The organism is Streptomyces sp. RFCAC02 (assembly GCF_004193175.1).
In the GTDB taxonomy this organism is placed as follows: Bacteria; Actinomycetota; Actinomycetes; order Streptomycetales; family Streptomycetaceae; genus Streptomyces.
This window is the reverse complement of record NZ_SAUH01000001.1, coordinates 1,494,776-1,516,940: the sequence shown is the minus strand read 5'-3', so window position 1 is coordinate 1,516,940 and position 22,165 is coordinate 1,494,776. Positions and strand designations below refer to the sequence as shown.

20 protein-coding genes and 2 tRNA genes are annotated in these 22,165 nt (G+C 73.4%); 15 read left to right on the top strand and 7 right to left on the bottom strand.

Features of this window, described 5'->3' with window-relative positions; genetic code table 11:
- The first annotated feature begins 151 nt into the window (after nucleotides 1-151).
- The 5 genes from EMA09_RS06915 (at nucleotide 152) to EMA09_RS06895 (ending at nucleotide 6,424) form a co-directional block, all read left to right on the top strand.
- Complete coding sequence (locus EMA09_RS06915; protein WP_129839885.1) at nucleotides 152-778, top strand: winged helix-turn-helix domain-containing protein; 627 nt, start codon at nucleotides 152-154, stop codon at nucleotides 776-778.
- Nucleotides 778-2,052 carry an MFS transporter gene (locus EMA09_RS06910; protein ID WP_129839883.1) on the top strand — a complete coding sequence of 425 codons (1,275 nt, stop codon included), beginning with the start codon at nucleotides 778-780 and terminating at the stop codon, nucleotides 2,050-2,052. Before EMA09_RS06915 ends, EMA09_RS06910 begins: the two co-directional genes overlap by 1 nt.
- Nucleotides 2,053-2,289: 237 nt before the next feature.
- Nucleotides 2,290-3,210, top strand: a complete 921-nt coding sequence (locus EMA09_RS06905; RefSeq protein WP_129839881.1) for an NADP-dependent oxidoreductase — start codon at nucleotides 2,290-2,292, stop codon at nucleotides 3,208-3,210.
- A gap of 137 nt (nucleotides 3,211-3,347) precedes the next feature.
- Nucleotides 3,348-4,328: an aldo/keto reductase gene (locus EMA09_RS06900; RefSeq protein ID WP_129839879.1), complete on the top strand. Its 981-nt coding sequence runs from the start codon at nucleotides 3,348-3,350 to the stop codon at nucleotides 4,326-4,328.
- 128 nt (nucleotides 4,329-4,456) lie between these two features.
- Complete coding sequence (locus tag EMA09_RS06895; protein ID WP_129839877.1) at nucleotides 4,457-6,424, top strand: phosphatase PAP2 family protein; 1,968 nt, start codon at nucleotides 4,457-4,459, stop codon at nucleotides 6,422-6,424.
- A 96-nt stretch (nucleotides 6,425-6,520) separates the two neighbouring features.
- Here the strand turns inward: EMA09_RS06895 and EMA09_RS06890 are convergent, their stop codons facing one another.
- Both EMA09_RS06890 and EMA09_RS06885 read right to left on the bottom strand, forming a co-directional pair.
- Entirely contained in the window at nucleotides 6,521-8,722 is a 2,202-nt protein-coding gene (locus EMA09_RS06890; RefSeq protein ID WP_129839875.1) for an MMPL family transporter, read from the bottom strand.
- A gap of 12 nt (nucleotides 8,723-8,734) precedes the next feature.
- Nucleotides 8,735-9,367: a TetR/AcrR family transcriptional regulator gene (locus EMA09_RS06885; RefSeq protein WP_129839873.1), complete on the bottom strand. Its 633-nt coding sequence runs from the start codon at nucleotides 9,365-9,367 to the stop codon at nucleotides 8,735-8,737.
- Between the two features lie 81 nt (nucleotides 9,368-9,448).
- On the opposite strand from EMA09_RS06885, the gene EMA09_RS06880 reads away from it, so the two are divergent.
- Nucleotides 9,449-10,243 carry a DUF4097 family beta strand repeat-containing protein gene (locus EMA09_RS06880; RefSeq protein ID WP_129839871.1) on the top strand — a complete coding sequence of 265 codons (795 nt, stop codon included), beginning with the start codon at nucleotides 9,449-9,451 and terminating at the stop codon, nucleotides 10,241-10,243.
- A gap of 77 nt (nucleotides 10,244-10,320) precedes the next feature.
- On the opposite strand, the gene EMA09_RS06875 is transcribed toward EMA09_RS06880, so the two are convergent.
- From EMA09_RS06875 to EMA09_RS06860, 4 genes are all read right to left on the bottom strand, one after another.
- Nucleotides 10,321-10,554, bottom strand: coding sequence for a type II toxin-antitoxin system VapB family antitoxin (locus EMA09_RS06875; RefSeq protein ID WP_129839869.1), 234 nt, complete (start codon nucleotides 10,552-10,554; stop codon nucleotides 10,321-10,323).
- A 14-nt stretch (nucleotides 10,555-10,568) separates the two neighbouring features.
- Entirely contained in the window at nucleotides 10,569-10,754 is a 186-nt protein-coding gene (locus EMA09_RS06870; protein WP_240796273.1) for a hypothetical protein, read from the bottom strand.
- A 259-nt stretch (nucleotides 10,755-11,013) separates the two neighbouring features.
- A tRNA-Ile gene (locus EMA09_RS06865) sits at nucleotides 11,014-11,087 on the bottom strand.
- Nucleotides 11,088-11,287: 200 nt separating this feature from the next.
- Nucleotides 11,288-11,360: transfer RNA gene (locus EMA09_RS06860), tRNA-Asn, on the bottom strand.
- A gap of 165 nt (nucleotides 11,361-11,525) precedes the next feature.
- On the opposite strand from EMA09_RS06860, the gene EMA09_RS06855 reads away from it, so the two are divergent.
- The 4 genes from EMA09_RS06855 to EMA09_RS06840 all read left to right on the top strand — a co-directional run bounded on the left by EMA09_RS06855 (nucleotide 11,526) and on the right by EMA09_RS06840 (nucleotide 14,769).
- Entirely contained in the window at nucleotides 11,526-11,813 is a 288-nt protein-coding gene (locus EMA09_RS06855) for a hypothetical protein (RefSeq protein ID WP_129839867.1), read from the top strand.
- A gap of 157 nt (nucleotides 11,814-11,970) precedes the next feature.
- The gene (locus EMA09_RS06850; RefSeq protein WP_129839865.1) at nucleotides 11,971-12,759 is read left to right on the top strand and encodes an IclR family transcriptional regulator; all 789 of its coding nucleotides are present in this window, start codon (nucleotides 11,971-11,973) and stop codon (nucleotides 12,757-12,759) included.
- 40 nt (nucleotides 12,760-12,799) lie between these two features.
- A complete protein-coding gene (locus EMA09_RS06845) occupies nucleotides 12,800-13,642 on the top strand; it encodes an SMP-30/gluconolactonase/LRE family protein (RefSeq protein WP_129839863.1) in 843 nt (280 codons plus the stop codon).
- Nucleotides 13,643-13,746: 104 nt separating this feature from the next.
- Nucleotides 13,747-14,769: an NADP-dependent oxidoreductase gene (locus EMA09_RS06840; RefSeq protein ID WP_129839861.1), complete on the top strand. Its 1,023-nt coding sequence runs from the start codon at nucleotides 13,747-13,749 to the stop codon at nucleotides 14,767-14,769.
- Between the two features lie 10 nt (nucleotides 14,770-14,779).
- Here EMA09_RS06840 and EMA09_RS06835 read toward each other — a convergent pair whose 3' ends face one another.
- Nucleotides 14,780-16,303, bottom strand: a complete 1,524-nt coding sequence (locus EMA09_RS06835) for a serine hydrolase domain-containing protein (RefSeq protein WP_129839859.1) — start codon at nucleotides 16,301-16,303, stop codon at nucleotides 14,780-14,782.
- 83 nt (nucleotides 16,304-16,386) lie between these two features.
- On the opposite strand from EMA09_RS06835, the gene EMA09_RS06830 reads away from it, so the two are divergent.
- The 5 genes from EMA09_RS06830 (at nucleotide 16,387) to EMA09_RS06810 (ending at nucleotide 22,071) form a co-directional block, all read left to right on the top strand.
- Nucleotides 16,387-17,058 (top strand): TetR/AcrR family transcriptional regulator, encoded by a 672-nt coding sequence (locus tag EMA09_RS06830; protein WP_129839857.1) that lies wholly within the window; start codon nucleotides 16,387-16,389, stop codon nucleotides 17,056-17,058.
- A gap of 144 nt (nucleotides 17,059-17,202) precedes the next feature.
- Nucleotides 17,203-18,549: an extracellular solute-binding protein gene (locus tag EMA09_RS06825; protein WP_206305915.1), complete on the top strand. Its 1,347-nt coding sequence runs from the start codon at nucleotides 17,203-17,205 to the stop codon at nucleotides 18,547-18,549.
- Complete coding sequence (locus tag EMA09_RS06820; RefSeq protein ID WP_129839855.1) at nucleotides 18,546-19,469, top strand: sugar ABC transporter permease; 924 nt, start codon at nucleotides 18,546-18,548, stop codon at nucleotides 19,467-19,469. Before EMA09_RS06825 ends, EMA09_RS06820 begins: the two co-directional genes overlap by 4 nt.
- A 58-nt stretch (nucleotides 19,470-19,527) precedes the next feature.
- Complete coding sequence (locus EMA09_RS06815; RefSeq protein ID WP_129839853.1) at nucleotides 19,528-20,418, top strand: carbohydrate ABC transporter permease; 891 nt, start codon at nucleotides 19,528-19,530, stop codon at nucleotides 20,416-20,418.
- 120 nt (nucleotides 20,419-20,538) lie between these two features.
- Nucleotides 20,539-22,071, top strand: coding sequence for an alpha-N-arabinofuranosidase (locus EMA09_RS06810; protein WP_129839851.1), 1,533 nt, complete (start codon nucleotides 20,539-20,541; stop codon nucleotides 22,069-22,071).
- Nucleotides 22,072-22,165: the final 94 nt, after the last annotated feature.

The following is a 22,165-nucleotide window of genomic DNA, read 5'->3' as shown; positions in this document are numbered from 1 at the left end:
CGTTCTCTCTGGCCTTGCGCCTGCCGGGGCGATCGATGCGGGATTTTGATCACCCGGATCGGCCCCTCCAGATTTGAAGTGTACCTGACGTCCGCACGGCTCTTTTGCAAAAACTCTTTGCAAAACTCCTCTGCGGTTCTAAGGTCTTCCCATGACCGCAGACGACTCCTGGAAACCGCAGGCCGACCCCGCCACCGACGTCGTCCTCGACGCGCGCGGGCTCCGGGTCCTCGCCCACCCGCTGCGCCTCCGGCTCCTCCGGCTGCTCCGCCAGGGACCCGCCACCGCCACCGGCCTCGCCCAGCGCACCGGCCTCACCTCCGGCGCCACCAGCTACCACATGCGGCAGCTCGCCGCCGTCGGCCTCGTCGCCGAGGACACCGAACGGGGCAACGCCCGCGACCGCTGGTGGCGCGCCGTCCACCGCCGCACCCTGTTCTCCGACCTCGACCTGGCGCACAGCGAGCCCGAGGCGACCCTCGCCTACCTGCTGTCCGTCGCCGCCTCCCACGCCGAGACCGCGCGGAACACGCTCGACGCACTCGACGCCATGCCGGAGCGGTGGCAGGAGGTCACCTGGTTCAGCGACGCCACCCTGCGCCTCACACCCGAGGAGACGAAGCGGATGCTCCACGAGGTGCACGAGGTCGTCTCCCGCTACCGGAACGAGACGGCCGAGGGCGTGCCCGACGCCCCGGAGGGCGCGGGCCGCGTGTCGCTGATCATGCAGCTCCTGCCGGACCCGCGGTCCGTGCCCGAGACCGACGGCGCGCGGTGATGGCGGGCGCGCGCCCCCTGGGCGGCCTGCTCGCCGCCGTCGCCGTCTCCCAGACGGGGACCCGGCTGTCGGCGATCGCCCTGCCGTGGTTCGTGCTGGCCTCCGGCGGCGGGGCGGCCCGCACCGGACTGGTCGCCTTCTGCGAGATGACGCCGTACGTCCTGGTCAAACTGCTGTCCGGGCCGGTCGTGGACCGGGCGGGTCCCCGCGTCGTGTCGTGGACCACCGATCTCGTCAGCGCTTCCTGCGTCCTGCTTGTTCCGCTGCTGCACGGTGCCGGGGCGCTGCCGTTCTGGCTGCTGCTGGTCCTCGTCGCGTGCATCGGAGCGGCACGCGGCCCCGGCGACCTGGCGAAAGGCGTCATGGTCCCGGCGGCGGCCGACCTGTCCGGCGTTCCCCTGGAACGGGCGACGGGCCTGTCCGGTGTCGTGGAACGGCTCGCCGGCACGGTCGGCCCGGCCGCCGGCGGCGCGCTGATCGCCGTGACCGGCGCCATGGCCGGCCTCGTGGCGAACGCGGTGTGCTTCGCGCTCGGCTCCCTCCTCATCGCCGCCGCCCTGCCGCGCGGCCTGGGCGGCAGGGCGGCGGGCGCGGCGCCGCGGGCGCCGGACCCGGCGGAGCGCGGGTCCGGGTACCGGCGGCGCTTCGCGGAAGGGCTGGCGTTCCTGCGCGGGGAGCCGATGCTCCTCGGCCTCGTCCTCCTCGTCGGCTTCACGAACTTCCTCGACGCCGCGTACAGCGCGGTCCTGCTGCCGGTATGGGCGCAGGAATCGGGGCACGGGACGCCCGCGATCGGCCTGCTCGCGGGCACCTTCGGGGGCGCGGCAGTGTGCGGAAGCCTGGTGGCCGCCACGTACGCGCACCGGCTGCGGCGGCGGCCGGTGTTCTTCCTGAGCTTCCTGATCGGCGGGGCGCCCAGGTTCCTGGCGCTGGCCTTCTCGGCCGACGGCACCGTGCCGCTGTGGGCGGTCGTACCCGTCTTCGCGGTCGGCGGTTTCGGCTCCGGCTTCCTCAACCCGATCATCGGCGCCATGTCGTTCGAGCGCATACCCCGGGACATGCTGGGCCGGGTACAGGCCATCGGCGCGTCGGTGGCGTTCGCCGGCATACCGCTCGGCGGCCTGATGGCCGGCGCCCTGGTGGGCACGGTCGGCATCGTCCCGGTGATCGTGGCGGCAGCCGTCCTCTACTTCACGGCGACGACAGCACCGGCACTGCTACCGGCCTGGCGCTCCATGGAACGCACACCCCAGCCACTGCCGACCCCCGCCTGACGCGACCCCCGCACCGGACAACGACGAGTCGGAAGACCACCCCCGCTGAGCTGCGGTTTCACCAGTTGTTGGCGGCCGCCGTCCAGCCGCACCCGGGCATCGTCGCGGAGCTTCGGTGGTTGTGCTGGCCGCAGGCCGTCCCGAGTGGTCGGTGGTGCCGGTGTGCTCCATAGTGGTGTCACGCGAACGGTGCAGCACCGGTCATCCACGGACGAACGGCGCGGAGGGAGAACCGGCATGTCGCGTGCGGTGAGATTCGGCGAGTACGGCGGCGTTGACGTCCTGCACGTCGACGACGTCGAGCGGCCCGAGCCCGGCCCCGGGCAGGTCCTCGTGCAGGTCAGGGCCGCCGGCATCAACCCCGGCGAGGCCGGTATCCGTGAGGGCCGCCTCCACTCGCTGTGGCCCGCGACGTTCCCCTCCGGCCAGGGCAGCGACCTCGCCGGCGTCGTCACCGACCGGGCTCCGGACGTCGCGGACTACGGCCCCGGCGACGAGGTGATCGGCTTCACCGACGACCGCGCCAGCCAGGCCGAGTACGTCGCCGTCGACGCGCGCAACCTCACCGCCCGCCCGGCCGGCGTGCCGTGGGAGGTGGCCGGGGCGCTGTTCGTCGCCGGCACGACCGCCTACGCGTGCGTCCGGGCCGTGAAGGTGACGCGCGGTGACCTCGTGGTCGTCGCCGGAGCCGCCGGCGGCGTCGGTACGCTCGCCGCCCAGCTCGCCCGCAACGCCGGCGCCACCGTCGTCGGCCTCGCCGGTCCCGCCCACCACGACTGGCTGGGCGAGCACGGCATCGTGCCCGTCGTCCACGGCGAGGGCGTCGCCGACCGGCTCCTCGCGACCGCCGGCCGCGCCCCCGACGCGTTCATCGACACCCACGGCGGCGGCTACGTCCGGCTCGCCATCGAACTCGGCGTCCGCGCGGACCGGATCAACACCACCATCGACTTCGAGGACGCCCGCCGCTACGGCACGTCGGCCGAGGGCAGCAGCGCGGCCGCCGATGCCCGGGTCCTCGCCGAACTGGCGGCGCAGCTCGACACCGGCGACCTCGACCTGCCGATCGCCCGCGCCTACCCGCTGGAGGAGGTCCGCGACGCCTACCGCGACCTGGCGGGCGGCCACACCCTCGGCAAGATCGTCCTGATCCCCTGATCCCCTGATCCCCTGATCCCGGCGTCCCGTGCCAGGCGGCGCCCGGTGCGACGTCGCCCCCCGCCGCGGCCCGCTCGGGCGCTCCGGGCAGACTCGCCCCGTACGGCACCACACGCACCACCCCAGGGGAGCAACCGATGGAGTACACACGGCTGGGCGGCTCGGGTCTCACGGTCTCGCGGATCGTGCTGGGCTGCATGAGCTTCGGCGACCCGGAACGCGGCCCCCACGCGTGGTCGCTCGGCATCGACGACGCCCGCCCCCTCGTCCGGGCCGCGATCGAGGCGGGCATCACCACCTTCGACACCGCGAACTCCTACTCCCTCGGCGACAGCGAGGTCATCACCGGCCGGCTGATCGGCGAGTTCGCGCGCCGCGACGACGTGGTCATCGCGACCAAGGTCTACGGCCGCATGGGCGACGGGCCGAAGGACAGCGGCCTGTCGCGCGCCGCGATCCTCACCCAGGCCGACGCCAGCCTGCGCCGCCTCGGCACCGACTACATCGACCTCTACCAGATCCACCGCTGGGACCCGGCCGTCCCGATCGAGGAGACGATGGAGGCGCTGAACGACCTGGTGCGCGCCGGGAAGGTCCGCTACATCGGGGCCTCGTCCATGTGGACGTGGCAGTTCGCGAAGGCCCAGCACGCCGCCGACCTGCACGGCTGGACCCGCTTCGTCTCCATGCAGGACCAGTACAGCCTGATCATGCGCGAGGAGGAGCGCGAGATGCTGCCGTACTGCGCCGACCAGGGCGTCGGCGTCCTGCCGTGGAGCCCCCTCGCGCGCGGCCGGCTCGCCCGCCCCGCCGGCGACACGTCGACGCACCGCAGCGGGACCGACCACTTCGGGCAGCAGCTCTACCGGCAGCAGGAGGAGTCCGACCGCCGCGTCATCGAGGAGGTCGGCGCCATCGCGGCCGAACGCGGCGTGACGCGCGCGCAGGTCGCCCTCGCCTGGGTGCTGCACCAGCACCCGGTCACCGCCCCGATCGTCGGCGTCACGAAGCGGACGCACCTCGACGACGCGGTCGCGTCCGTCGGCCTCGACCTGTCCGCCGAAGAGCTGGAACGGCTCGCCGCGCCCTACGTTCCGCGCCTGCCCGAAGGCTTCTGAGCGCCCCGGCGTGCGCGCCCCGCCGTGCGCCCCGTGCACTGGGCCCCGGTACATTCTCCGGAGGGCGGCCGTTCACCTCGCCGACGCGCGACAGAGGCCGGAACTTCGGACAGGCACGGGGCGTACGGGTGGTGGAGACGGCGGACAGCGTCCGGGACGAGCACGCGCCCCGCACACGGCGGACGCACCCCGCCGTCCTCGGCGCCCTGTGGCTCACCGCCGCCGTCCTCGCCGCCCACCGGCTCGCCGACGTACTGCGGCTGCCCTCCGGCACCCGCCTCGACGGCGTCCCGGCCTGGTTCCACGACACGTCGAGCCCTCTGTACGGCGACGGTGACGGCGGTGCCGGCTTCCTGGGCACGCCGTTCGCCGCGCTCGTGCTGAAACCGTTCGCCAGGGCCGCCGAAGACAGTCCTTCCCTATGGGCGTGCGGCATGCTCGCCCTCGCGGCGGCCCTGGCGTACGTGGCCGTACGTGCCGCCCCCGCCGTTCACCGGCCTTGGGCGCTGCCTGCTGCGTTCGCCCTGCTGACCCTCGCGATCCCGGTACGCGAAACCCTCACCGTCGCACACCTCGGGCTGCTCCCCGTCCTGCTCGCCCTGGCGGGCTGGCTGCTGTCCGCGCGCCACCCGGCGGGCGCCATCCCGCTGGGCCTGGCCGCCGCGTTCAGCCCCCCACTGATCCTCTTCGCCCCGCTCCTGCTGCTGACGGGTCGCCGCCCCGCCGCCGCGTGGGCCGCCGGCACGGCCGCCCTCGCCACGGCCCTCACCTGGGCTGCGGAACCCGACGCGTCCTCCACCTACTGGCTTCACCACACGGCCGGCACGGGCCTGACCCCCGCACCCGACGCCGTGACCAACCAGTCCCTCCACGGCGCCCTGCTGCGCCTCGGCCTCAACGGCCCGGGGGAGGCCGTCCTGTTCACGGCGCTGGCCGTCGCCGTCTGCGTCCTCGCACTGCGGCGCGCCACCCGCTACGCCCTCGACGGCCAGCCGCTCCTGGCCGCCGGCATCACCGGCTGCGCTGTACTGGCCGCCACCCCGGTCGCTCCCCAGCACGCGCAGATCTGGCTGCTCCTCACGCTGGCCGGACGCGTGGGGCGGCGCACGGGGGACCGTCCGGTGTGGCCCGTCGTCTGCGTCTTCGCGCTGACCCTCCACGGTGACGCGCTCGTCCCCAAGCTCGACTCCCTGGCCGTCGTCGGTGAGAACGTCCCGCTGCTGTGCGCCGTCCTGGCCGCCTGCGCCGTACGCTTTCTCACCCGCTACTCCGGCCTCTGGTCCCGCCCGGCCTCCGGAGGGCTCACCTCCCGGCCCAACCTCTTCCTGGAACTCGTCCTCATCCGCGTCGGCTACTGGGCGTACTCCTGGGTCCGCTCCTACGCGCGCGGCGACCGCGACACCGCCGAGGCGCACGGCCACCAGATCCTCGACATCGAACGCTTCCTGCACATCGACATCGAGCACGGCCTCAACCACGCCGTGGCCGACACCCCGTGGCTGTCGGCCGCCATGGACTTCGCCTACGCGTCATTCCACTTCGCGGTGCCGCTGACCATCCTCGGCTGGCTCCTCGTACGGCACCCCGGCACGTACCGCGCCGCGCGGCGCGCGCTCGGCTTCGTCACGCTGTTCGGCCTCGTGGGGTTCTGGCTCTACCCGCTCGCCCCGCCGCGCCTCATGCCGGGCCTCGGCTACATCGACACGGCGAACGGCCCGCAGGACCTCAACGACCCGCGCTACGGCGCCCTCACCGGCATCACGAACCCGTACGCCGCCATGCCGTCCCTGCACATCGGCTGGTCACTGTGGTGCGCCCTCATCCTGTGGCGCGCGGCGCCCTACCGCTGGCTGCGGATCGCGGGATTCGCGTACCCGGTGACGACGGCCTTCGTGATCATGGGCACGGGGAACCACTACCTGCTGGACGCGGTGGGCGGAGTGGCCGTCGTCCTGCTGGGCTTCCTGACATCGACCACGATCGGCCGCGCCATCGCCGCACACGAGAAGGCCGACACACTGCGCCGCCAGCACACCCCGGCTCCCACCCCACCCCCCACCCACACACCGACCCCGGAACCAACCCAACACGCCTGACCCACAGGGCCGCATTCGCTCGGACCGGTCCAGCCTGGGCGATGCGAATGACCCACGCGCCCCCGGGTGGGGCGCGTGGGTGGGGTGGAGTGCCGGTCAGCCGGGGGTGCTGGTGGTGACCAATGTGCCCTCGTGTTCGCTGTGTACCTCGGTGGGGCGCAGGTTGGCTCCCTCGATGTCCAGGTCGGGGAGTACGCGGTCGAGGGCGCGCGGCAGCCACCAGGCGCCCCGACCCGTGAGTGCCAGGACGGCCGGCACCAGTGTCATCCGCACCAGGAAGGCGTCCGCGAGGATGCCGGCGGCGAGGCCGAGCGCGATGGGTTTGATGCTGACGTCCTCCACGGTCACGAAGCCGGCGAAGACGGAGAACATGATCAGCGCCGCCGCCGTGACGACCCGCGCGCCGTGCCCGGTCCCGTCGATCACCGCCTCGCGCGGCCGGCCGGTGCGTGTGTACTCCTCCCTGATGCGGGACACGAGGAAGACCTCGTAGTCCATGGCCAGCCCGAACAGCACGCCGACCAGCACGATCGGGGTGAAGCTGAACACCGGGCCGCTCGTCGGCACCCCGAGCAGGTCGGCCAGCCACCCCCACTGGAAGACGGCGACCACCGTGCCGAGCGCCGCGCCCATGGACAGCAGGAACCCGACGGTCGCCTTGACCGGTACCACGACCGAGCGGAACACGAGGAGCAGCAGGACCAGCGCGAGGCCGAGCACGACCGCGGCGAACGGCAGCAGCGAGTCGCCGAGCCGGTCGGACAGGTCGATGGCGGCGGCCGTCGAGCCGGTGACGAGGACCTGCGCGTCGGCCTCGGCGGCGAGCGCGGGCGTGACGGAGCGGATGTCGCGGACGAGCTGCTGGGTGCTCTCGTCGCGCGGACCGTCCTCGGGCACGACGGTGATGACGGCGGTCCGGCCGTCCGTGGCGGGCTCGGGGTCGCCCACGGCCAGGATGCCCGGCTGGTCGAGCCCGGCCGCCACCTGTTCGGCCGCCGTCACGGGGTCGTCGCCGGCCTCGGTGCGGACGAGCACCAGCAGGCGGCCGTTGTTGCCAGGCCCGAAGGCGTCGGATATGAGGTCGTACGCCTTGCGCTGGGTGGTGTCGGGGGCGGCGGTGCCGTTGTCCGGCATGCCGAGTTCGAGCCGCAGCGCCGGGATCGCGACCACGAGCAGCCCCAGGGTGACGGCGAGTGTGGTGATCAGCGGCCGCCGGGTGACGAGGGCGGCCCAGCGCCGGCCGGCGGTGTCGGCGCCGGGCGCGGCGGTGCGTGCGGCACGGGAGCCCGGCTTCGGCCGCAGCCGGTCCCCGGCGAGCCCGAGGAGGGCCGGGAGCAGGGTGATGGCCACTGCCACGGCCAGCAGTACCGTCCAGGCGGCGGCGAGTCCCATCACGGTCAGGAAGGGGATGCCGACGACCGAAAGGCCGGCCAGCGCGATGATGACGGTGAGCCCGGCGAAGACGACGGCGCCCCCGGCGGTGGCGGTGGCACGGGCGGCCGACTCCTCGGCGGGCATGCCGGCGGCGAGTTGGGCGCGGTGCCGGGACAGGATCAGCAGGGCGTAGTCGATGCCGACGGCGAGGCCGATCATCAGGGCGAGGCTCGGCGCGGTGGAGGAGACGGCCGTCACGTTCGACGCGAGCAGCAGCCCCAGCAGGCCGATGACGAGACCGGCCAGCGCGGTGAGCAGCGGCAGGCCGGCCGCCAGGATCGAGCCGAACGTCGTGAGCAGCACGATGATGGCGACGCCGAGGCCGATCACCTCGCCGATGCCTGCCGATACTCCCGCGGTGCTGTAGACGCTGCCGCCCACCTCGGCGCGGAGTCCGGCGCTCTCCCGTGCCCGTTCGGCGATGTCCTCCAGGGCGGTGACGCTGGAGTCGGCGAGGTCGTCGCGCTTGATCGGGTAGAGCACCGGGGCGAGCGCCGTGCGTTCGTCGGCCGAGATGTTGCCCGCCTCGAAGGGGTCGACGGCCCTCTCCACCTGCGGTGCGGCGCCCGCCTCCCGCACCGCCTGTTCGATCGCGTCGCGGTAGGGCGGGTCGGTGACCGTGGCGCCCTCGGGGGCGACGAAGACGAGCTGCGCGGTGACGCCGGTGGCGGACGGCATGGCGCGTTCCAGGAGGTCGATGCCGTCCTGCGACTCGGTGCCGGGGAGGGTGGCCTCGCTGTCGAGCCGGGTGCCGATGACGGCGAACCCGCCGCCGACCAGGGCGGCCAGTAGCACCCAGCAGGTGATGAAGCGCCACCGTCGTCGGAAGGCCGTGCGGCCGAGGGCGTGGAGAAGGACGGACACGGGGGCTCGCTCTCAGTCGCTGGGGGTGGGGCCGAGCAGGAGGCGGATGGCGGTGGCCAGTGCCTGTTGCACCTGCTCGGGGCCGACGGACTCGGGGTCGACGAGGTGGTCGTTCGAGAGGCCGTTGGACAGGCAGTGCAGGATCAGCGCGGCGACTTCGGGATCGACCGCCGGTCGGGCGCCCGTGCGCTCCGCGACCTCGGCGACGGACCTGGCGGCCGCCGCGCGCTGCTCGCGCCGGAGTGCGGCGAGGACGGACCTGATCCGTTCGTCACGGGCCGCCTGGGCCGCGAACTCCAGGCCCAACTGGCCGCGCGCGCTCTCGTCCACGATGCGCCGCGCGACCAGGCGGGCGGCCTCGTCGGCGGCCGACGACGGATCGTCGGCCCCGGCCGTCCCTGAGCGTACGGCGGACAGCTCGTCCTCGGAGCCGGCGCCGAGGACGGCGCCGAAGAGTTCCTGCTTGCTGCCGAAGTTCGAGTAGACGGCGCCCTTGGTGAAGCCGGCGGCGCGCGCGATGTCCTCAAGACGGCTGTCGGCGTAGCCCCGTGCCTCGAAGACGCGGGAGGCGGCGGCGATCAGCCGGCGCCGCACCTCGTCGCGCGGTGTGCGAGGGACGGGATCTCGCAGTTCGTCATCGACCATGTCGCCAACGTAGCATACTCTCGGTACTGAATACTTCAGGTATTGAAATTCGTGTCACGCGCCCCTCGGAGGCATCCGCCCATGGCCCTGTTCACCCGGCCCGTCCGTCCCCTCGCCCTCGTGGTGACCGTCGCGGGCGGCCTGCTGCTCACCGCCCTCATCGCCTACGGGGCGCTGGCCGCCGTCACCGGCACCGGCGGATCCGCCGGTGCCGGCGATCCGGAGCGGCGCGGCTTCGGGGCGGTCGACGGGCGCCTCACCGTCGCCGTCGGCACGGGCGACGTCGAACTGCGCGCCGACGACGTCGCCGAGGTGGAGGTCACCCGCCGCTTCACCGGCCGTTCGCTGCTCGGCGACCGGCCCGAGGCGCGCTGGGACCGCGCGGGCGACACCCTCACCCTGGCCGACGAGTGCGGCCTGATCGGCTGGTGCGACATCAGCTACGAGATACGCGTCCCCCGGGGTGCGGCCGTCACCGTGGCCGGCGGCAGCGGCGCCGTCACCGCCGCCGGATTCGGCGCCGGCCTGGAGATCGCCACCGACAACGGCGCGGTGACCGTGACGGACAGCGCAGGGCCGCTGTCCGTGGAAACCGAGAACGGGCCCGTGCGCGGCACCGGGATCACCGCGGGGGAGGTCGGGGTCGGCACGGAGAACGGTGCGGTCGACCTGGCGTTCACCGCCGTCCCCGACACCGTGACGGCCGACACGGAGAACGGCGCGGTGGCCCTCGAACTCCCCGACACCGCTTACCGTCTGACCACCGCGACCGAGAGCGGCTCCGTGGACACGAGCGTGACGGAGGCCGCCGACAGCCCCCACACCGTGGACATCAGGACGGAGAACGGCACCATCACCGTCCACCCCACCGACTGACCGGACTCCGGACGTGGAACACGCTCGCTGCCTGCCCCGAAGGCGCAGACCGCGAGCGTGTTCCGATGAGGTGCGAATCAGCCGAGGGCGTTCCGCCGGGCGTCTCTGGCCGTCGCATGCGCGGCGGCCGCGGCTTCGAACTCGCCGCGCTCGCCCCGTGCGGCCAGCCTCCCAGCGGCCGCAAGGCGCTTGGCGCGCGCCGCGTACTCCCGCAGAGCCCCGTTGACCGCCTCCGACTTCGTCGAGGCACCCATGAACCGCATCGCCTCGGCCAGCAGGTCGTCATCAAGATCGATCCATGTCACGGACATACCGGCCCCTCTCCTCACCACACCGACCCGCGCAGCACGGGCCGTCCCCTCCGCGACTCGGTGAGGGGGTGGACGCGGGAGGCCAGGACGAGTGCCTGTGCCCCCTTCTGGATCCGATCCTTCTCCGCGTCGGTGAAGGAGAACTCCTCGGCCAGATCGTCCCACGAGACGGCCTGCGGGTCCTTGACGTGGTCAGTCATCGCGCTCTGCGCTCTCCGCTGATTCGCTTGAGATGTCCGGCGTACGCCTGCTCCGCCTGAGGCGCCGCGGGGCGAAGTGCTTCGCCGCGCGGACCGAGGCCGTGGCGGTGCGCGACCGCCGGCGGAGGACGCCGCGTGGATCATGATCGTGCAGTGTTCGGGCCAGCAGCGGGCCGGCGAGTGGGCTGTGCGGGCACTGGCCACGCTCCGTGCGCCCGCGCCTCCGGCTGAGGAGCAGGTCAGGACGGGGGACGGAAGGTGGGGCGGGTGGGACTCGAACCCACGGCCGACGGATTATGAGTCCGCTGCTCTAACCGGCTGAGCTACCGCCCCGGGACGGCGCGCCGCGTACATCTGTACGCGCCGTCTGCCGCAGCATAGCCGCTCATACGATCTCCCGCCCGGGCCGGGTGGACCGTACGCAGGGTGGGACTGCGGACACGGGGAGATCGGTTCCCGAAGTTCGCGGAGAGATGCACGAAAACGAAAGAAGGGTCCCGGACGGGACCCTTCGGTGTACTGCTCGGAGTGTGCTCCCCCGACTGGACTCGAACCAGTAACCTGCCGGTTAACAGCCGGCTGCTCTGCCAATTGAGCTACAGGGGACTGCGCCGCTCAGGTCCGTCGCCCCGGTCGTCCGGGGCGGCCCTCGCTGCGCCGCTTACATTAGCGCATGTGCCGGGGTGCTTCGAAATCGGTATCCGGGACATCCGGTTGCCGGGGGCGTGGCGAGCCACCGGAAGAACGGACCGAGTGAGAGGGGAAGCATCCATGCGCAAGCTGACATTCATCGCCGGAGCGGCCGTCGGGTACGTGCTGGGCGCGCGCGCCGGGCGTGAGCGGTACGAGCAGCTCCGCGCCGCCGGGCAGCGCGTCGCGCGGAACCCGGCGCTGCGCGGTGGTGTGGACAGTGCCGCGAGGACCGGGCGGCAGGCGGCGGCGCGGGCCGCCGGCGTGGTCGCGGACCGGGCGGGAGGGCGGCTGCCCGCGCCCGTCGCGGGCCGGTTGCGCGCGGTGAGCCGCCGTGCCTCGGGGCCGCAGGGCGACACCTGGAGCTGATGGGCGTCCGGCCCCGCGCCGTGCTTCGGCGGCGGGGCCGCCCGTCCCCTCCATTACACCCCCACCACCAGGGTGATTAGCGTATGTTCGGGATACCGGCGTACGGTCGGCATCCCGAACGGCCGCACGGGCGGGCCGACGGGTGGGGAGGACGGTCATGGGGCGGCACGTACCGGCGGTGAGCCGGGCACTCGACATTCTGGAGCTGTTCCTCGACGGCGACGGCGACGGCACCGCGTCCGCGCCCGAGATCACCCGCAGGCTCGGACTCCCGCGCACCACCGTCCACGAGCTGGTCACCACGCTGGCCGCACGCTCCTACCTCGTGCCCGTCCCCGGGCAGCCGGGACGCTACCGGCTCGGCGTCCGCACCTACCAGCTCGGCAGCCGGTACGCCGAACAGCTCGATCTCGCCGCCGAGGGCCAGCAGGTGGCGCGCGAGGTCGCCGAGACCTGCGGCGAGACCGTCCACGTGGCGGTCCTCGAGGACACCGACGTCATCTACATCGCGAAGGTCGACAGCACCCACGCCGTCCGGATGGTCTCGGCGACCGGCCGCCGGCTCCCGGCCCACTGCACGGCCGTCGGCAAGATGCTGCTCGCCTCCCTGCCGCCCGACGAGCTGGCCGCCCGGCTCCCCGCGGCCGGCCCGCTGCCCGCCATGACGCCCAACTCCCTCACCTCGGTCGAGGAGCTGCGCGCCGTCCTGGACCGGGTGCGCGAGCACGGCACGGCCTCCGAGCAGCGGGAATCCAACCCGGACGTGAGCTGCGTCGCCGCGCCCGTACGGGACCGCGCCGGGCGTGTCGTCGCGGCGCTCAGCATCTCCGTGCCCACGATCCGGTGGAGTGCCGAGCGGCAGGAGGAACTGTCCGGGCTCGCCGTGGCGGGCGCGGACCGGCTGTCGGAACGGCTGGGTCACCACCGGCCGGGGCGCACGGACTGAGGCCCCGGCGGCACCGGACGCACAGAGAGGGACACCAACGATGGAGATCGCGGTAGCGGCGCGCGCCGAACTGGGTGAGGGGCCGACGTGGGACCCGGTCGCCGGACGGCTGATCTGGGTGGACATCCTGTCCTCGCGGGTGCACCTGTTCGACCCGGCGACCGGGCGGCAGGAGGTGCGGGAGACGGACCAGCACGTCGGGGCCGCGAAACCGCGCGCCGGCGGCGGCCTGGTCGTCAACCTCCGTGACGGCGTGGGCCTGTACGACGCGGCGGGCGCGTTCTCCTGGCTGCTGCACGACCCGGTGGAAGGCCGCCGGGGCAACGACGCGGCGGTCGCCCCCGACGGCGCGCTGTGGGCCGGCAGCATGGCGTACGACGAACGGCCCGGCGGCGGCACCCTCGTGCGCGTCGCGCCGGACGGCACCGCCCGCACCGTGCTGCCCGACGCCACGGTCAGCAACGGCACCGGCTGGAGCCCGGACGGCTCGCTCATGTACTACATCGACACCCCCACGCGGCGCATCGACGTGTTCACCGTCACGGACGACGGCGGCGTGCGCGACCGGCGCACCCTCGTCGACGTGTCGGACGCCGCCGGATCGCCGGACGGCCTGACCGTGGACGCCGACGGGTGCGTGTGGGTGGCGTTCTGGGACGGCGGAGCGGTCCGCCGCTTCACCCCGGCCGGCGTGCTGGACCGTACGGTCGACGTGCCCGCGTCGCGGCCCACGGCCTGCGCGTTCGGCGGTCCCGGGCTCACGGACCTGTACGTCACGACCGCGCGGACCGGCCTCGCGCCGGACGCCGAGCCGGCCGCGGGCTCGGTGCTCGTACTGCCGGGCGCGGGGCAGGGGCTGCCGCAGCCGGCGTTCGCGGGCTGAGCCGCCGCCGGGCGGCGCGTGCCCCGATTCGGTACTGTCCGTCCTGTTGGCGCGGTTCAGGCCGCCGCGCCGTCCGCAGTCCGCCGCCCGTCCGGGAGGTCCCGATGTCAGCGAGTCCGTCCCCGCCCACCGCCGGCCGTGCCTGGCACCTCGTCTCCCGGCCGCACGGCTGGCCCGCGGCGGAGGACTTCGACCTCCGCCCCGTCCCGGTGGACCGCCCGGGACCCGGCGAGATCCTCGTCCGCAACCTGTTCCTGTCCGTCGATCCCGCCATGCGCGGCCGCATGAACGACGTGAAGTCGTACGCGCCGCCCTACCGCGTCGGTGAGCCGATGACCGGCGGCGCCGTCGGCGAGGTCGTCGTCTCCGAGGACCCGTCGTTCGCGCCGGGCGACCACGTCGTCCACCAGCTCGGCTGGCGCGAATGGGCGACGCTGCCGGCCCGCCAGGCGCTGCCCGTGCCGGCGGGCAAGGCGCCGCTGTCCGCGTACCTCGGCGTCCTCGGCATGACCGGCCTGACGGCCTACGCGGGCCTGCTTGAGGTCGGCGGACTGCGCGAGGGCGACCGGGTGTTCGTGTCCGGCGCGGCGGGCGCGGTCGGCAGCCAGGTCGGGCAGATCGCCCGGCTGAGGGGCGCGGCGCTGGTCGTGGGCAGCGCGGGGTCGGCCGAGAAGGTCCGGCTGCTGCGCGAGGAGTACGGGTTTGACGCGGCGTTCAACTACAAGGACGGGCCGGTCGCCGAGCAACTGGCGGAGGCGGCCCCCGACGGCATCGACCTGTACTTCGACAACGTCGGGGCCGACCACCTGGAGGCCGCCATCGGCGCGCTGACGGTCCACGGGCGGGCCGTCATCTGCGGCATGATCGCGCAGTACAACGCGACCGAGCCGCCCGCCGCGCCCCGCAACCTGGCGCAGATCGTGGCGAAGCGGCTGCGGGTCGAGGGCATGCTCGTGATGGACCACCAGAACCTGCGGCCCCGCTTCATCGAGGAGGTCGCCGGCTGGCTGGCGTCCGGCGCGCTGGCCTATCGGGAGACCCGGCGCGAGGGCATCGGCAACGCGCTGGACGCGTTCCTCGGCATGCTGCGCGGCGAGAACATCGGGAAGATGGTCGTCGCGCTGTAGGGGCGGCCCGTCACGCGGCCGTGCCGCCGGTCCGCCCGCGTGCGGCGCGGATCGCGAGGGCGAGACGGAGGGTGGCGGTGACCGCGCCGGCGACCGCGGCGGTCCAGAGCGCGATGTGGAGGTCCGGCACCCAGATCCGCAGGAAGCCGAGACGGTCCGTGGCGGCCAGGACGGCGAGGGCGGCGCAGGGCAGTGCGCCCAGGAGTCCCCAGGAGGCGGTCACGACGGCGCGGCGGCCGGGTCCGGTGGGCCGGGCCGGGCGGCGCAGGAGGACGAGTGAGCGTCCGGCCGCCAGTGTCAGCGCGAGCGCGAGGCCGGTGACGCCCCACACCGACGCGTGGTGGAGGAGTGCCGAGGGGGCGTCGGCCGGAGCGTCGCCGCCCGCGACGATGCGCGCCGCGCCGAACGCGACGGCCATCATCGCGTCGTTCTCCAGGAAGCCGTACAGGTTCTGCTCCAGGACCAGGGCGAGGTCCCGCTCCGGCAGGAGGAACAGCGCGGCCGAGTAGCCGGGGGTCACGCCCGCGTGCCAGACGGCGCCGTCGAGCGGGGCGTCCAGGCCGCCGACCTGCCAGCCGAGGCCGTAGCCGGTGCCCGCCCCGCCGGGGCGGAGGGTGGCCTCCTCGCGCATCAGGCGGACGGCGCCGGAGGAGAGGACGCCGTCGGTCGCGCGGAGCTGGAAGGAGGCGAACGCGGCCAGGTCGTCCAGTCCGCCGCCGGTGTAGCCGTAGCCCGCGCCGTGGTCGTCCACTCCGTCGGCGACGGCGGAGTGGACGCCCCACAGCAGTTGGTGCCCCGGGGGCAGGCCGCGGTCGCGGGCCGACGCCCGGTCGGCGAAGGCGCCGTCCATGCCGGCGGGGGAGAAGACCGCCTCCCGCAGCAGGTCCGCGAGGGGCTGCCCGGTGACGGCCTCGGCGACGGCGGTCAGCACGACGTAGTTGGCGCTGGAGTAGGCGTGGACGGTGCCGGGCGGGCCGAGCGGGTCGATGCCGTCCAGGGCGCCGACGCGGTCGGCGGCGGCGGGGCAGTCGGTCCGGAAGCAGTCCGTGACCAGGGGGATGGCGGACTCGGGGATTCCGGAGGTGTGGCCGAGCAGGTGGCGCACCGTCACCTTCCCGGCGTGTTCCGGGCCGCCGAACCGGAAGCCGGGCAGGTGCTCGGTGACCGGCTCGTCCAGCGCCAGCCGCCCGTCCTCGACCAGCGTCAGCACGGCGGTCGCGGTGATCGGCTTGCTCACCGATCCCCACAGGAAGGGCGTCGATGCGGTGACGGGCCGGCCGTCGCCGTCGGATCCCAGGACCCGCCGGTGGATCGGCCCGTCGGGGCCGACCACGGCGTAGGCGAGGCCGGGGGTGTCCGTGGCCGCCATCCGGTCGCGGACGTACGTGTCGAGGGTTTCCCAGCCGGCGGTGTCGGCGGGGCGCGCGGGTGCGGCGGTGGCCGTGGCGGACGGGAGCAGGCAGAGCAGCGCGGCGGCCGTGCACGCGGCGATGTTCCGCAGGCGTGACGGGCGTATGGGCGGGCGGGAAGGCATGGCGCGGTGACCTCTCGGGAGCGTGGCGAGCAGCAATAACCGTATGGCCGTATGGTTTTACCGTACGGTGATACGGTTATCAAGTGCCGAGAGTCGCCGACCACGAGGAGCGCCGCCGCCAGATCGCCCGTGCCGTACGGGATCTGATCGCCGGTCAGGGGCTCGACGCCGTCACGGTCGCCCGTACGGCCGCGGCGGCCGGCGTGTCCGTCGGGCTGGTCCAGCACTACTTCCGCAGCAAGGACGAGATGCTGCTGCACGCGTTCCACGAGATCAGCGCGCGTATCAGGGGACGCGTCGAGGAGCGGATCACCGCAGGCGTCGAACACCGGAGCCCCATCTCCCGCGTGCTGGCCGGCGCCATGGCCGAGTACCTTCCGCTGGACGACGAGCGCCGCACCGAGTTCCGTGTCACGCGGGCCTTCGCCGGCCGCGCACTCGACGCCCCCGCGCTGGCCGAAGTCGACGCCGAGGCGGGGCGGCGGCTGCGGGCGGACATCGCCCGCGCCGTCCACAACGGCAAGGAGTGCGGCGAGGTCGCCGAAGACCTCGACCCATGGCCCGTCGCCGTCCGGCTCGCCGCCGTGACGGAGGGGCTCGCGGCGCAGCTCCACCGGGATCCCGGTGGGGTGGACGGTGTCCCGGTGGACGAGCTGGCCGCGGCCGTCATCGGCGCCGAGCTCGGCACCGTGTTCACCGGCCGGTGCCGCCAGTACGCGAAGGCCGGGAAGCGGCGGGACGCGGACGGGCGCTGAGTCCGGCCCCCGGTCCGCCCCGGCCGGATTTTTCCGTCGCTGCACGCCCATTGACGGTGGCCTGCGTCACACCTACGGTCTCGTTCGTACATCCGATCCCTGTTCGAGATTCCGGACGGCCGAGCGTACGAGAACGGGTGGCGCATGTCTTTTTCCTCCCTGCCCCCTCCCGGCCCCAGCAGGCGGCGCGTGCTGGGCTCGCTGGCCGGTCTCGGCGGCCTGGGCGCCCTCGCCGCCGCCGGCTGCGCGGCACCGACCGGTACCGCCGCCGGCCGGACGCGGCTGCGGTACTGGCACCTCTTCGGCGGCGGCGACGGCGTCAACATGGCGGCGATGCTCGACGCGTTCCAGGCGGGCCACACCGGGTACGACCTCCAGCGCGCCTCCCTCGCCTGGGGCGCCCCGTACTACACGAAGCTCGCCATGGCGGGCGCCGGCGGCCGGGCGCCCGAGGTCGCGGCCATGCACCTGGCCCGCGTCCCCGGCTTCGCCCCCGGCCGGCTCCTCGACCCGTTCGACCTGGACCTGCTCGCGGAACACGGCGTGACCGAGGCCGACTTCCCCGCCGACATGTGGCGGCGCGGCACTTTCGGCGGCGAGCAGTACGCCGTACCGCTCGACACCCACCCCGTCGTCACCTACTACCAGACCGACATCTGCCGCGAGGCCGGGCTGCTCGACGACGACGGCCGGCTGAAGGAGATCAGGGGCACCGACGCCTTCCTTGCCGCCCTGCGCGCGGCGGGCGAGGTCACCGGCGGTCCGGGACTCGTCATCGAGACCCTCGGCCCCGACACCATCGGCCCCTGGCGGATCTTCTCCACCTTCTACGCCCAGACCGGCGGCGCGCTGCTCAGCGAGGACGGCACGGAGTCGGCGCTCGACGACGCGAAGGCCCTGCGGGCGATGGAGCTGATGCGCACCCTCACCGAGGAGGGCCTCGCCCACGAACGCGTCGACTACAACGGCTCGGTCGGCATCTTCGCCGCCGGCGAGACCGCCTTCTTCCTGAACGGCGACTGGGAGGTCTCCACCTTCACCAATGGCGGCCTGCCGTTCTCCATGGCCACCGTCCCCACCGTCTTCGACCGGCCCGCGGCGCAGGCCGACTGCCACTGCTTCGTCCTGCCGCACCAGGACGACCGGGGCGGCGCGGGGAACGAGGCGGCCCACGCGTTCGTCGCCTGGATGCTGAAGAACTCCGTGAGCTGGGCGGAGGGCGGCCACATACCGGCGTACCTGCCGACCCTGGACGAGCCGGCGTACCTCGACCTGCGGCCCCAGTCCGAGTACCGCGAGGCCATCGACACCGTCGCCCTGGACGCGCCCGCCTGGTTCGCCGGCTCCGCGTCCGCCCTGTGGATCGAACTGGGCGCCGTCCTCTCCGGCGTCCTCACCGGCTCCCGCACCCCCGAGGGCGCCCTGGACGAGATGAAGGACCGCCTGCGCGACCTCCTCGACACGCCGAACCCCTTCGGGGAGACCGTATGACCGCCACCACGCCCCCTCCCGCGCCCGCCCGGACGATACGGCGGCACTGGACCGAGCACGGCCTCGTGTTCACCCTGCCGTTCCTCGTCCTGTACGCCCTCTTCCTCGTGTGGCCGCTGCTGCTCGGCGTCCGCATGAGCCTCAGCAACGAGGACGTGGCGGGCACCCGCTCCGAGTTCATCGGACTCGACAACTACGCTGAGGCCCTGACCGACCCCGACGTGTGGTCCTCCCTGTGGAACACAGTCTGGTTCACGGCGCTGTCCACCGTGCCGCTGGTCGTCATGGGCCTCGTCCTCGCGCTCCTCGCGCACCACCTGCGGTTCGTGGACTGGCTGTGGCGGATGAGCTGGTTCGCGCCGTTCCTGCTGCCGTCCGGCGTCGTGTGCCTGCTGTGGCTGTGGGTCATCTACCCCTCCGACTTCGGCTTCGCCGACCAGCTCCTCGCCCGGTTCGGCCTGCACCCGGGCATCGGCTGGCTCACCGACACGCGGTACGCCATGCTGTCCATCGTCCTCACCACGGTGTGGTGGACGGTCGGCTTCAACTTCCTGCTCTACCTGGCCGCGCTCCAGGCCATCCCACAGCACCTGTACGAGGCGGCGTCGCTCGACGGCGCCGGTGCCTGGCACCGGCTGCGCCACATCACGCTCCCCATGCTGCGCCGCACCACGGGCGTCGTCGTGGTGCTGCAGCTCCTGGCGTCGCTCAAGATCTTCGACCAGGTGTACATCCTCACCGGCGGCGGCCCGGACGAGTCCACGAGACCGATCCTCCAGTACGTCTACCAGGCCGGGTTCACGAGCTACCGCATCGGCTACGCGTCGGCGGTCTCGTACATCTTCTTCGCCCTGATCGTCGTCGTGTCCCTGGTCCAGCTGCGGTTCAGCCGCCGCGCACGCGAGGAGAACGGCGCATGACAGCGACCGGGCGACAGCGCACCGGCGGGCACCGCAGCGACCGAGGAGGCACCGCCTCATGAGCACCCTCACCACCGCAGGCACCGCGGCCCCCGCGCGCGACGACGGCGCCGGCGGGCGCCGCCCCCGCTGGACCAGGGGGCGTGTGGCGCTCCTCGTGTGCGCCGCGCTGCTGGCCGTCCTGTGGCTGCTGCCGCTGGCCTGGGCGGTCGCCACATCGCTCAAGCCGGACGACGAGACGACCGACACCGGGCTGCACTGGATCGGTTCGCGCATCACCTTCGACGCCTACCGCCAGGTGTGGGAGTCGGGGGACCTGCCGCGCTGGCTGTTCAACACGGCGTACATCGCGTCGATGACGACGGTCCTGACGGTGCTGTGCACGGCGATGGCGGCGTACGGCTTCACACGCTGCGCGTTCCGGGGCCGCAAGGTCCTGTACGGGCTGGTGCTGGCCGGGATCATGGTGCCGCCGCAGGTGCTGATCGCGCCCCTCTTCGCGGAGATGGTGGCGCTCGACCTGGTCGACACGTACTGGGGCGTGATCCTGCCGCAGGTGGCCACGCCCGCGATGGTGTTCATCCTCGTGAAGTTCTTCGACGGCGTGCCGCGCGAACTGGAGGAGGCGGCGTACGTGGACGGCGCCGGCCGGTGGCGCGTGTTCTGGCGGATCGTCATGCCGCTGTCCCGGCCGGTGCTCGCGGCGGTGGCGATCTTCACGTTCATCCAGACGTGGAACAACTTCCTGTGGCCGTTCCTCGTCACCACCGACCCGAACGGGATGACGCTGCCGGTCGGGCTGGTCAACGTGCAGTCCTCGTACGGCGTGCGGTACGCGCAGGTCATGGCGTCGGTCGTGATCGGCGGGCTGCCGCTGCTGGTCGTGTTCGCGTTCTTCCAGCGGCAGATCGTGCGCGGTGTCGCCCACACGGGCATGGCGGGTCAGTGACCGGCGGCCGGGAACCATCCGTTGACGGCGGTTCGTTACCGACCTAAGTTCTGTTCGATACCGCGATCGGTGTTCGACCTGTCGAACCACCGGGCGCCCGCACGAGCACCTGGGACCCGCATGACCCACGCACCGCACACCGCCCGATTCACCCTCGACCCCGCCTTCACCGTCTCGCCCGTCGACCCGCGCATCTTCGGCTCGTTCGTCGAGCACCTGGGGCGCTGCGTGTACACCGGCGTCCACGAGCCGGGCCACCCCACGGCCGACGAGGCCGGCCTGCGCACCGACGTGCTCGACCTGGTGCGCGAGCTGGGCGTCACCGTCGTCCGCTACCCCGGCGGCAACTTCGTGTCCGGCTACAAGTGGGAGGACGGCGTCGGGCCGGCCGAGGAACGGCCGCGCCGCCTCGACCTGGCCTGGCGTTCCACCGAGACCAACCGGTTCGGCCTCGGCGAGTTCATGGACTTCGTGCGCAAGGCGGGCGCCGAGCCCATGATGGCGATCAACCTCGGCACGCGCGGTGTCGCCGAGGCGATCGAGCTCCAGGAGTACGCCAACCACCCCGGCGGCACCGAGCTGTCCGACCGCCGCGCCGCCCACGGCGACGCCGAGCCGTACGGCATCCGCCTGTGGTGCCTGGGCAACGAGATGGACGGCCCCTGGCAGACGGGCCACAAGACCGCCGACGAGTACGGCAGGATCGCCGCCGAGACGGCGCGGGCGATGCGGCAGATCGACCCCGGTGTCGAACTGGTCGTCTGCGGCAGCTCGTCGCAGGCCATGGAGACGTTCGCCGCGTGGGAGGCGACCGTCCTCGGGCACTCCTACGACCTCGTGGACCACATCTCGCTGCACGCCTACTACCAGGAGCAGGACGGCGACCGCGACTCGTTCCTCGCCTCGGCGGTGGACACCGAGTCGTTCATCGAGAACGTCGTCGCCACCTGCGACCACATCGGCGCCCGCCTGAAGTCCGACAAGCGGATCAACCTCTCGTTCGACGAGTGGAACGTCTGGTACCAGGACGGCGCGATCCCGTCCCTCTCCGGCGAGGGGCGCGGCGAGGACTGGGCGGAGGCCCCCCGCCTGCTGGAGGACAACTACAGCGTCACCGACGCCGTCGTCGTCGGCTCGCTCCTGATCGCGCTGCTGCGGCACGCCGACCGCGTGAAGGTCGCCTGCCAGGCCCAGTTGGTGAACGTCATCGCGCCCATCGCGACCGAGCCGGGCGGCAGGGCGTGGCGGCAGACGATCTTCCACCCGTTCGCGCAGACGTCGCGCCACGGCCGGGGCACCGTCCTCGACGTGCGCGTCGACAGCCCCCGGCACACCACGCGCAGGTTCGGCGAGGTGGACCTGCTGCACGCCACCGCCGTCCGGGACGAGGCCACCGGCGCCGTCACCGTGTTCGCGGTCAACCGCAGCCAGGACGAGGCCCTGCCGCTGGAGATCGCGCTGCGCGGCCTCGGGCTCGGCGAGGTCGTCGAGCACAGCGTGCTGGCCGACGCCGACCCAGACGCGCGCAACACCGCGGCGGAGCCCGACCGCGTCGTCCCGCGCCAGGTGACCGGCACGGTCCTCGGCGACGGCGGGGAGACCCTGAAGGCCACCCTCGAACCCCTCTCCTGGAACGTCATACGCCTCGCCTGACCGCCGTGCCGCGGTGTGTCACCGGCGCCCCCGCGGGCGGTCGGTGACACACCGCGGCGTGCGCGCGTCAGGTCGTCCCCGGGCCCGCAGTGGC